At 38.1% G+C, this 11,738-nt stretch carries 6 protein-coding genes; 5 read left to right on the top strand and 1 reads right to left on the bottom strand.

Features of this window, described 5'->3' with window-relative positions:
* The first annotated feature begins 359 nt into the window (after window positions 1-359).
* Window positions 360-1,892 carry a YifB family Mg chelatase-like AAA ATPase gene (locus ACFINK_RS01850; protein ID WP_375612798.1) on the top strand — a complete coding sequence of 511 codons (1,533 nt, stop codon included), beginning with the start codon at window positions 360-362 and terminating at the stop codon, window positions 1,890-1,892.
* Between the two features lie 11 nt (window positions 1,893-1,903).
* On the opposite strand, the gene ACFINK_RS01845 is transcribed toward ACFINK_RS01850, so the two are convergent.
* Entirely contained in the window at window positions 1,904-2,809 is a 906-nt protein-coding gene (locus ACFINK_RS01845) for an ABC transporter substrate-binding protein (RefSeq protein WP_375638154.1), read from the bottom strand.
* Between the two features lie 1,228 nt (window positions 2,810-4,037).
* Between ACFINK_RS01845 and gyrB the strand changes: the two genes are divergently transcribed.
* From gyrB to coaBC, 4 genes are all read left to right on the top strand, one after another.
* Window positions 4,038-6,470, top strand: coding sequence for a DNA topoisomerase (ATP-hydrolyzing) subunit B (gene gyrB / locus ACFINK_RS01840; protein ID WP_375611371.1), 2,433 nt, complete (start codon window positions 4,038-4,040; stop codon window positions 6,468-6,470).
* A gap of 118 nt (window positions 6,471-6,588) precedes the next feature.
* On the top strand, window positions 6,589-7,371 hold the full coding sequence (gene ubiE / locus ACFINK_RS01835; protein ID WP_375612796.1) for a bifunctional demethylmenaquinone methyltransferase/2-methoxy-6-polyprenyl-1,4-benzoquinol methylase UbiE: 783 nt from the start codon (window positions 6,589-6,591) through the stop codon (window positions 7,369-7,371).
* Window positions 7,372-7,373: 2 nt separating this feature from the next.
* On the top strand, window positions 7,374-8,960 hold the full coding sequence (gene ubiB / locus ACFINK_RS01830) for a 2-polyprenylphenol 6-hydroxylase (RefSeq protein WP_375611369.1): 1,587 nt from the start codon (window positions 7,374-7,376) through the stop codon (window positions 8,958-8,960).
* Window positions 8,961-9,028: 68 nt separating this feature from the next.
* On the top strand, window positions 9,029-10,450 hold the full coding sequence (coaBC, locus tag ACFINK_RS01825) for a bifunctional phosphopantothenoylcysteine decarboxylase/phosphopantothenate--cysteine ligase CoaBC (RefSeq protein ID WP_375638153.1): 1,422 nt from the start codon (window positions 9,029-9,031) through the stop codon (window positions 10,448-10,450).
* The last annotated feature ends 1,288 nt before the right edge of the window (window positions 10,451-11,738 follow it).

Genomic DNA, 11,738 nt, shown 5'->3' with positions numbered 1-11,738 from the left:
TATAAAAATAAGAAAGGTAAATATAATTACTTTGCACATTTTACACGTTTTATCACATCAAATAACACTCTGCGATACATAACGTTATCCTCCCCTTATATTTTCATAAAATTTTGCACTGTTGTATAACACGAACAGCCTCATTCTTTTTTTCTTAACATATTTATTTAGCTTATTATAAATGTTTTATTGCGTCCCATATCATCATGGTTAAATTTGTACAAATGACTTTCCATGGGAATGCTAAAAAACTGCCCACGTATATAGTTCTCTCTATAAAAAAAGCTATAGAGATGCTTCTTGATTTTTATAAATAGATATGATTGTCTCTACCAAGTCTAAAGGGGGAAAATAAATAAATGATCGCACGTATTACAACTGTTGCTTTTCGCGGTCTAGAAGCAGTCCCTGTCGATGTACAGGTTATGATTTCGTCTGGTAAAATAGGAATGGCTATTGTTGGATTAGCTGATAAAGCAGTTGCAGAAAGCCGTGAACGTGTACAAGCAGCCCTCCACGCTTGTGGACTTTCTATGCCTACTAAACGAATTACGATTAATCTTGCACCAGCTGATTTGCCTAAAGAGGGATCGCATTATGATTTGCCAATCGCCGTAGGCTTAATGCTTGCTATGGGAATCCTCCCTCCCGAAGTAGCTCAAGACTATGTCATTTTAGGAGAATTATCACTGGATGGTTCACTTACCGCCGTTAATGGTGTTTTACCAGCTGCCATGACAGCTTTATCACTCGATAAAGGACTGATTTGTCCCTTCCAATGTGGACCTGAAGCAGCATGGGCAAATGCAGAAATAAATATTCTTGCCCCAGAGACTCTGCTCACTATAGTCAACCATTTCAAAGGAACCCAAATTCAAAAACGTCCACAACCGCGCCAATATACTATCGAAACTGAACTTCCAGATCTTTGCGAAATCAAAGGACAAAAAACAGCCAAACGTGCCTTAGAAGTTTGTGCTGCTGGACGCCATAACCTTTTGTTTGTAGGTCCCCCTGGTGCTGGAAAATCTATGCTAGCGCAACGCTTACCTTCCATTTTGCCACCTCTTGATAGCCGTGAGCTTTTAGATGTCTCTCTGATTGCTTCTATTACAGGAGAAACGGTTCATAATACCATTTCACTTCATTGCCCCTTTCGTTCCCCACATCATTCTGCTTCCATGGCCGCAATGATTGGTGGAGGGCTTAAAGGACGACCGGGAGAGGTCTCCCTTGCTCATAATGGTGTGTTATTCCTTGATGAATTGCCTGAATTTTCTCCACGGGTTCTTGATTCTCTTCGTCAACCTTTAGAAAGTGGGGAGTCAGTTATCGCCCGTGCTAATCACCATATTAGCTATCCTGCTCGCTTCCAACTTATTGCCGCAATGAATCCTTGCCGTTGTGGTATGGCAGGCGAAAAAGACCATGTTTGCCCTAAAGGGATACGCTGTCAAATCGATTATCAGTCCCGTATTTCTGGTCCTCTGCTTGACCGAATTGATTTACGGATTGATGTCCCTGCTTTGACGGCTATGGACCTTATGCAACCAGAACAATCAGAAAAAAGCTGCGACGTTGCCAAACGCGTCGCACGGTGCCGTACCATTCAAGCTAAACGTTTTTCAACAATGGGGTTTGATCATATTCGTACCAATGGCGATTGCCCTGCCAAAATTATAGAACAGATTGCCATTCCTGATAAAAGTGCGACCATACTCTTACGAGATGTGAGTGAAAAAATGCACCTCTCCGCACGCGCTTATCATCGCATTCTCAAAGTTGCACGCACAATTGCTGATCTTGACGGATCAGATACTCTTTCACGCTATCATCTCGCAGAAGCTATTTCCTATCGACTAGGCGCAGAAAGATTAACAGCCCTTAATTAAAAAACTACTCATCAAAAAAAACTTATTGGAAAATAACGCAAATAAAGTTCTGTAAGTTTACCATCCTCTTCTAGAGATTTCAGCGCATAATTGAGTATATCAACCAATTTTTCATTCTTTTTTGCAACAGCAAGCTGCATTCCTTGCCCCAATAACTGTGGCGCCATATATGCCCCCCCAACAAAATGGCAGCAATCAACAGATTTTTGTTTTTTGAACCATAATGATAAAGCAAATCCATCATCAAAAATAAGGTCAATTTTACGCTCTTGTAATGCTTTATAGAGCTCTTCTCTCTTTTTAAACCCTTGCCATTTGGCTTTAGGAAAATAATATTGAAAGAGTTTTTCGTGAACACTTTTAGACAAAACACCACTGGTTAAATGTATCAATTGATCGCTTATTGGCTCATCGAGATTTAAACGTCGAGAAGCAACAAATCGCGCTGGAAAGCGCAAATATGACTTTGTAAAAACAAGATCTTGCTGGGTTTTACTTGTTTCTTTTAAACCCGCAATAATGACTTCTGCACCACCATTTTTAACATGTTCTACAAGCTCTTTCCAAGGAATCACTTCTATTTCACAAAGCTTCTCTAATTTTAATTTTGAGCAAATAGCACGCAATAAATCGATATTATAACCTGCAAGATACCCCGATTGATCAATAAAATTAAAAGGAGGAAAATCAAAAGTTGTTACAAAACGCAAACGAAAGATATCCGTTGTATCAGGTTGTACCAAATGTTCATGCGAATCAAAAAAAGAAGGCAACCTTTCAGCTTCTGCGTAAGAGGAAAATAGAACCCCCCCCGCTACAAATAAAATACGAATAAAAATATTGTATGGATTATTGAATAAAAAGTACTGTAAACGCAATTGAAGATGTTTCACATATATAGATTTTTTTATTTTCAAAATCTCTCCCCCATTTTTCAAAACTAAGATGCAACACTTCTTAACTATTATCTAACGCACTTCACCAAAATATCTGGCGTTTAATAAATAAAATTCTTGCTATTTTTGAAACCATTGAAAATGCTTAGATTTCTGATGTTAATTTTCCAAAATGAATATATAAAAAGTAATTTTAGAGAAAAGCGATTTAATTTTTTAATATAAGAAATAAGCTGTATATACTTTATTGCGTATCTTAAAATATTAAGACCATTTCCTTGCGTATCACAACCTGGGAAGTATATAGATATATTGAAGAAAAGAGTAAAAATACCCCTCAAATGCCGAGGGTTTTCTCAACATTAAGGTTGCATCAACATTTAAGAGCTGAAAAATAAAATGATGATTCTGATTTGCACTTTATTGTCACGATGGGAAAGATGGGGGACATAAATCTTGTAGTATTCACAGGGTATTTTGCGTTATACTATTCAAACATCGTTGTAAAATGAGTTTGGGAACATTGAGAGATGCTCCTTAAAAAAGCGCGTGAATAAACAGTACAATGGCGTTTTGTTTTGAATGAGCGATGCAACCTCACGAGAATGCAAGAAACAAAAGCGTAAGATAATTCGTCATTACCCTCATTATTCAAAAACATCACCGTAGACGTTTTTTTAAATTGTAAAGTTGAATATAAAAGATGATCGTGGAAACGTGTTTTTACATTTACGCATTTATATTTTCCTCAAATGAAGCTTTTTTCACATTTTAAAGATGACACAAACCAATATACACAATATTTTCGCCTCAATCTAACATACAAAAGTTTGAACTGCTTAGAGAGCTCGCAACCTTTGTTTTAAATATATGGTAGAATTAGGATTGAAAAATTGATTTATGGATAAAACAAGTGAGACCTTTATTAGTGTAACACAAAAATGCATAACTAATTCTGAAACATTACGCATATGCAAAAATAAACAAAGTAAATAGCATCGTTTATGAAACAGCTTTTTGTATAAGTCATAAGTGTTTATTCGCCTTATATCACCGCCCTAGTGTTTTACAGCATAACAGTACACTATCATTTTATCATTCTCTCCATTATATATCGACAGATATTGAATCTAGATCTGATATACGGTAAATATTTAATGTGGTTATTCCATAAATAACTGATCAGAACATTGAGCTTTAAAGAAAGCGGATAAAATATTGTAAATTGAACACAGGAATGGACTAACTTATGAGTGATGAAATAACCTCACCAGCACAAAGCAATAACTATGATGCCGCTTCTATCAAAGTTCTCAAAGGTCTTGATGCTGTACGCAAACGTCCTGGTATGTATATCGGTGACACTGATGATGGATCGGGGTTACACCATATGGTCTATGAAGTTGTAGACAATGCTATCGATGAAGCTTTAGCCGGTCATGCAACTCTTGTAAACGTCACACTCCATGCTGATGGTTCTTGTTCTGTTCGTGATAATGGACGTGGAATTCCGACAGATATCCATCCAACAGAAGGTATTTCTGCCGCTGAAGTTATTATGACACAGCTTCATGCCGGTGGAAAGTTTGATCAAAACTCTTATAAAGTTTCAGGCGGATTACACGGTGTTGGCGTCTCTGTTGTGAATGCATTATCCGTTTGGCTTAAATTGCAAATCAAACGCAATGGTAAAATTCATGAAATATCATTTACCCACGGGGTAGCTGATGCTCCATTAAAAGTTGTTGGCGATTGCGATCAAGAAAGTGGAACAGAAATTAGATTTTTACCAAGCTCTGAAACCTTTACTATGGTTGAGTTTGATTTTGAAACTTTAGAGCGTCGTTTACGGGAATTAGCTTTTCTAAATTCTGGGGTTTATATTCTTCTTGTTGACGAGCGTCATGCTGATATTAAATCCGTTGAATTGCATTATGAAGGTGGATTAATAGAGTTTGTGAAATATATTGATCAATCAAAAAAAGCTCTGCTTGATACTCCTATTTATATTGCAAGTGAAAAGGATGGTATGAGCGTTGATGTTGCCCTGTGGTGGAATGATTCCTATCATGAGAAGGTCTTGTGTTTTACCAATAATATCCCTCAGCGTGACGGTGGAACGCATTTGATAGGTTTCAGAAGTGCCCTTACACGCCAAATTAATGGCTATGCTGAATCTTCAGGTATTGCTAAAAAAGAAAAAGTGAACTTAACCGGTGATGACTGCCGTGAAGGATTAACAGCTATTCTTTCTGTCAAAGTTCCTGATCCAAAATTTTCTTCACAAACAAAGGATAAGTTAGTCTCTTCTGAAGTGCGCCCTATTGTTGAAAGTTTGGTCAATGAAGGTCTTTCAATATGGCTGGAAGAACATCCTCATGAAGCAAAACTTCTCATTAGTAAAGTGGTAGAAGCTGCAACAGCACGTGAAGCAGCACGCAAAGCACGTGAACTCACAAGACGAAAAGGGGCGCTTGATATCACTTCTCTACCAGGAAAGCTTGCCGATTGCCAAGAACGAGATCCCGCAAAATCAGAAATCTTTATTGTCGAGGGGGATTCGGCTGGCGGTTCAGCAAAAAGTGGGCGCTCACGTCAAAATCAAGCAATTTTACCCCTTCGTGGTAAAATCCTCAATGTTGAACGAGCACGTTTCGACCGCATGCTCTCATCTGATATGATTGGAACACTTATTACAGCTCTTGGAACGTCTATCGGTAAGGATGAATTTTCACCAGATAAATTACGTTATCATAAGATTATTATCATGACGGATGCGGACGTTGATGGAGCCCATATTCGTACTCTGCTGCTCACTTTCTTTTTTAGACAAATGCCCGAGTTGATTGAACGTGGACATCTTTATATTGCTCAGCCTCCTCTTTATAAAGTATCGCGTGGAAAATCTTCCCAATATATTAAAAATGAAGCAGCGTTTGAAGAATTCTTGATCGATACTGGATTAGAAGAAACAACGCTTGAGCTTTCAACGGGAGAAGTTCGTGCAGGGGCTGATTTGTATCAACTCGCTAAAGATGCTCGTATATTACGTCAACTTTTAAATGGTCTTCATACCCGTTATGACCGTAATATTGTTGAACAAGCAGCAATTGCTGGCGCTTTTAATCTTGAAGTCTTTGCAACACAAGAAAAAGCGCAAAAAATAGCAGATACTACAGCACACCGCCTTAATCTGATTGCTGATGATATGGAACAAGGTTGGAGTGGACAATATACAGCAGATGGAAGTTTATGTTTTGAGCGTATTTTGCGTGGTGTTAAAGATGTTGTTACGCTTGATGTGGGACTTATAAATTCAACTGACGCACGCCAAATTGATCGCATTTCCCAAAATTTTATCGACATATATCATCCTCCTGTTCTTTTACGTCGCAAAGATAAAACAGAGCGTATTTTTGGTCCTATGAGCCTTTTAGAGAGCATTTTTACAAACGGTAAAAAAGGTGTTACTCTTCAACGTTATAAAGGTCTTGGGGAAATGAATGCTGAACAACTTTGGGAAACAACGCTTGATCCCAATGCACGTTCTCTTTTACAAGTAAAAATTAATGATGCAACCGATGCAGATTCACTTTTTTCTCGTCTCATGGGTGATGAAGTTGAACCTAGGCGTATTTTTATTCAAGACAATGCCTTAAGCGTTGCCAATCTTGATATCTAAAGGTACTCTTCTGTTTTTGGCTGTGTAAATATCGTAGTTTTATACGTTGTTTTTTCGTAGTTGAACATTCCCTCTCTATTTCATTTACGATAAAAGAAAAATAAGGAAGATCATATACATGGCAATTGAAACAGAACGTGTAGGAACCAAGGGTGGCATGGAGCACTCTTTTGGTTTTACAATAGTAGATGAAACACAAAAACAATCCATGGTGGATGGTGTGTTTCATTCTGTTGCTGAAAATTATGACAAGATGAATGATATCTTATCCTTAGGGCTACACCGTGTGTGGAAAAATTCCATGATTGCTTGGCTTTCCCCACCAGCACTTTCTCATTGGAAAGTTCTTGATGTCGCTGGCGGTACAGGTGATATTGCTTTTCGTATTCTTAATGCTTCACGCCAAAAAGCCCATGCTACAGTGCTTGATATTAATGGCTCAATGCTCAGCGTTGGCAAAAAACGCGCACAAAAAAATGGTCTTGCCCCTCTGATTGATTTTGTTGAAGCCAATGCAGAAAATCTACCTTTTGAAGATCAAAGCTTTGACGCTTACACGATTGCTTTTGGAATTCGCAATGTTCCTCATATTGATCAAGCTCTTAGAGAAGCTTTTCGTGTTTTAAAGCTCGGTGGACGTTTCTTATGTTTAGAATTTTCAAATGTCGAGATGCCTTGGCTCGATAAAATTTATGATCTTTGGTCTTTCCATGCTATCCCTAAGCTGGGTCAATTTATCGCAAATGATGGCGATGCTTATCGTTATTTGGTTGAATCTATCCGCAAATTTCCTAAGCAAGATGATTTTTCCCATATGATCAAGCATGCGGGGTTTTCGCGGGTATCGTACCGCAATCTCACCGGTGCGATTGCAGCGCTGCATTCAGGTTGGAAAATTTAAAAATGGTGCAAATTTCCCCTTACTTTCAATTGATGCGTGCAGGATGGGTTTTAACACGTGAAGGTGTTTTAAGTGCTCTTCCTCATGATGATCTTCAAGGATTTCCAGCGCTATGTCATCGTATAGCGAGTGCATTAGCACGACGCAAAACAAAAAAGAAACAGCGATCTGAAAATATTTCATATGCCATTAATAAGCTTGGACCCTCTTACATAAAACTTGGTCAATTTCTTGCCACAAGACCTGATATTGTTGGGCGTGATATTGCGGAAGATTTGTCACAGCTACAAGATCGTGTCCAAACATTTTCTTGCACTGCCGCTATTGCTCAAATTGAAAGTTCTCTTGGTCGCTCTATTGATGATTTATTCGTAAATTTTTATCCCCCCATTGCCGCCGCTTCTATTGCTCAAGTTCATCCAGCTGAATACAGTGATGAAACTGGCCATAAGAAAAAATGTGCTGTAAAAGTTATTCGTCCCAATATCAGAGCACGTTTTTCTAAAGATCTTAGAGGATTCTATCTCATTGCTCATTTACAAGAGCGCTATATCCCTGCCTCTCGAAGGCTTCGTCCTGTTTGTGTGGTGGATACTTTAGCACAAACAACACGACTTGAAATGGATTTACGCTTAGAAGCAGCAGCTATATCTGAAATGGCTGAAAATATTCAACATGATACAGGCTTTCGGGTTCCACGTATTGACTGGGAACGGACAGGACGTAATGTTCTTACAATGGAATGGATTGATGGTATAAGAATATCCGAAACTTCCAAACTCAAAGAAGCAGGATTTGATTTGAAGGCGCTTGCTATTACGCTTATTCAATCTTTTCTTCGTCATACACTGCGTGATGGTTTTTTTCACGCCGATATGCATCCTGGTAATTTATTTGTAGATGAAAAAGGATGTATTGTTGCTGTTGATCTAGGCATTACAGGAAGGCTTGGCAAAAAAGAAAAGCATTTCCTTGCTGAAATTCTTTACGGCTTTATTACCCGCGATTACCATCGAGTTGCACGTGCCCATTTTGAGGCCGGCTATGTTCCTTCACACCATAATATCGAAAGCTTTGCGCAAGCCAACCGCGCTATTGGCGAACCAATTCACGGACAATCAGCACAAAGCATTTCCATGGCTAAATTGCTCACTTTATTGTTTGAAGTCACTGAATTATTTGACATGCAAACGCGACCTGAACTTTTATTGCTGCAAAAAACGATGGTTGTCGTGGAAGGTGTTGCCCGCACATTAGACCCCACTTTTAATATGTGGAAAGCTTCTGAACCCATTGTCAAAGAATGGATTAGTAAAAATTTAGGACCCGTAGGCGTTGTAAAAGACTTTAGTGAAGGAGCACAAGCTCTCCTTTCGCTGGCACGCAAAACACCACAATTGGTTCAAAATTTCCAACAAATAGAAGAAGATTTCAATCAAATGAGAAAAACAGGTTTTAATCTTTCTCCTGCTACCCTCAAACAACTTGCTGTAGAACAAAGTCACAGAAACCGTTATGGTCGTTATAGTCTTTTCATCATTGCACTTTGTTGCGCTTGTCTTACTTTTTACTTTTTTCATCTTTTCTAATCTCCTTAATATGCTAAAAATATCAACAATGAAATCATTGCAATCTTTTTATTTCTTGGAGGTATTTTATGGCCAGTATTACCATTCGTAACCTGTCTCCTGAAACCAAAGAAGCTTTACGCATACGCGCCGCGCAAAATGGTATTTCTATGGAAGAAGAAGTCCGACGCCTTTTAAGCAATCCCACTCCTCTCACCACACAACCCCTTCATACTAGCGCTGTTGAAATGCAATCATTGAAATCAAAATCTCTCCTTCTTATTATTGGTGGAAGTATTGCATCCTATAAAGCACTTGATTTGATTCGCCGTTTACAAGAACGTGGAGCACATTTAAAAGTTGTAATGACAAAAGCAGCGCAAAAGTTTATTACGCCTTTAGCCGCTGAAGCTTTAAGCGGTGGTACTGTATATACTGATTTATTTTCACGCGAAGAAGAACACGATATCGGACATATCCGTTTAGCACGTAATGCTGACCTTATTATTTTAGCCCCTGCTACAGCCAATCGCATTGCAAAAATAGCCAATGGCATAGGAGATGATCTGACTGATTGCATTCTTTTAGCGGCACGCTGTCCACTCTTAATTGCACCCGCCATGAATCCGTCCATGTGGGCGCATCCTGCCACTATTCGCAATGTTGCACAACTGCGCGCAGATGGCGTTCATATCATCGGACCAGAAATCGGAAATATGGCTGAACGTGACGAGATAGGATATGGACGCATGAGCGAACCTTTAACTATTGTCGCTACCATAGAGACTATTTTGAATGTGCATGAAAAACCTCTCTCTGACCGCCATTTCATCGTTACCTCTGGCCCTACCCATGAACCAATTGATCCAGTGCGTTATATTGCTAATCGGTCTTCAGGTAAACAAGGCCATGCCATCGCAACCGCTCTTGCGCATTTGGGTGCAAAAGTAACACTTATTTGTGGACCTGTTAATCTTGCAGACCCACAAGAAGTAAAAACCATTCATGTTGAAACAGCACAACAGATGTTACAAGCCGTTCAAACCGCATTGCCTGCTGATGGTGCTATCTTTGTTGCCGCTGTTTGTGACTGGCGCAGTCAAACGCAGTCTTTACACAAAATTAAAAAGAATGCTCATAAAATACCACCATCCCTTCATATGGTTGAAAATCCTGACATTTTAGCAACGATTGGACACGCTCCAAACCGCCCCTCATTGGTCATTGGTTTTGCTGCTGAAACATGTGATATCATTGCCAATGCGCAAAAAAAATGTGTTGAAAAAGGAGCTGATTTCATTCTTGCTAATGATATTTCTCTTCAACTAGATGGTACAAGTGTCATGGGTGCTGATACAAATCAAGTTTATCTCGTAAGTAGAAAAAAAGTTGAACAATGGCCCCATATGAGTAAACAACACGTAGCGCAAAAATTAGCAAACGTGATTGTATCATTTTTTGCCCCCAAAACACCTACTCCTCATGAGGAAAATATACCCCTTTGCAAATAAGAACTCTTCAAACGCGTTGATATTAAAACACCTTATAAAATAGAACTGACAATATGTGTCTATCCATCTCAATTAGTATATAATATTTCTGGTTTATAATGATAATATCGCATTGTTCATATTAAATTAGAATCCCAGATATCATAAGATTCTCTCATTCCTAATCTCTCTCATGTTGAATCAATAAAAATCATTTTCTTGCACGTTGTAAACAAGGATAACTGTATGAATACAAAACGTTTCAGAAAGAACTAAAAGCGCTTATAATGGACCGTCTCAAGAACCAAGGGCTTGTCTCGGACAACACTGAGGATGATGGTGCCAACGTGCTCTTTTTATTAAGCGTAAAGTTAGTGATGCCCTATAAGTTTTATATTATTCACGAGAGCTTTACCCATATACCATTCACAAACGCTGTTGCGAAATGGGTGTGATGAGCCGTTGGGAAATGTTTTTTTAAAAAATCCTATCTCACCCTAGCCTTCATAAAAGCAGGATCTATTGCACCACTGTCTCGCCAGCTTATAAAAAAACAAGCTATCATTCACTTTGGCTACCATCAATTTTGACAAAGCTCTTGTAATGGATAAAATTTATAAAAAGCATTTTCTTTCTTCAATGTTTTTATCCACATATTGGTCATATTTATGATATGCAAATAAATGATTTTGATTGTTTCATGATGAGAGCAGCTAATGAGAAAATATGACAACTTTATTTTGAGCTCTTATTCGCTATGAAAAATAATGTATAAATCAATGATATTATAACATCTCAATGCAATTTTAAGCATACTTCATGCTGACGCTCATAAAGAATGTAGACAAAATTCATTGTACCACTGTCTATAAGTTTATGAAACTGAAGCCTTTATTATTTTCCTCAGTGATCGGTCTTTAAGATTAAATGTCTGTGTCCTCTCTCCAGAATACCAAGACCACAAAGACTAGAATTTTATCCATGATATCTTCACATTGTGATGTTTCATGAGAAGCATTTTTATTCCTTTATCGAAAGCTTTGTATCCATACATTGGTCTCGCCTATAATGTGTACGTAAATAATTTTTTGATGTTGAATAGAGTCTTTGAAATTAAAGAATATTTCTATATTTGGGATTTTATTCAAGTTGAAAATGATCAATTCTCTTCGATAAATTAGTGGTGTTATTATCTAAAAATTATTTGATACAGTGCACCACTTGTATGAAAAGTGCTTCAATGAATGCTTACTTCATTGCACTTATGGCTTTTAAAATTCAAAATCTCATCATTTTTAAGCATCCGTGG

Origin of the sequence: Bartonella sp. AA16NXGY, from assembly GCF_042197325.1 — a bacterium.
Classification (GTDB): Bacteria; Pseudomonadota; Alphaproteobacteria; order Rhizobiales; family Rhizobiaceae; genus Bartonella.
This window is presented reverse-complemented; position numbering and strand designations above follow the sequence as displayed.

Coding starts and splice junctions, on each gene's coding strand:
- ACFINK_RS01850 (WP_375612798.1), top strand. CDS start 360: ATGATCGCACGTATTACAACTGTTGCTTTTCGCGGTCTAGAAGCAGTC.
- gyrB (WP_375611371.1), top strand. CDS start 4,038: ATGAGTGATGAAATAACCTCACCAGCACAAAGCAATAACTATGATGCC.
- ubiE (WP_375612796.1), top strand. CDS start 6,589: ATGGCAATTGAAACAGAACGTGTAGGAACCAAGGGTGGCATGGAGCAC.
- ubiB (WP_375611369.1), top strand. CDS start 7,374: ATGGTGCAAATTTCCCCTTACTTTCAATTGATGCGTGCAGGATGGGTT.
- coaBC (WP_375638153.1), top strand. CDS start 9,029: ATGGCCAGTATTACCATTCGTAACCTGTCTCCTGAAACCAAAGAAGCT.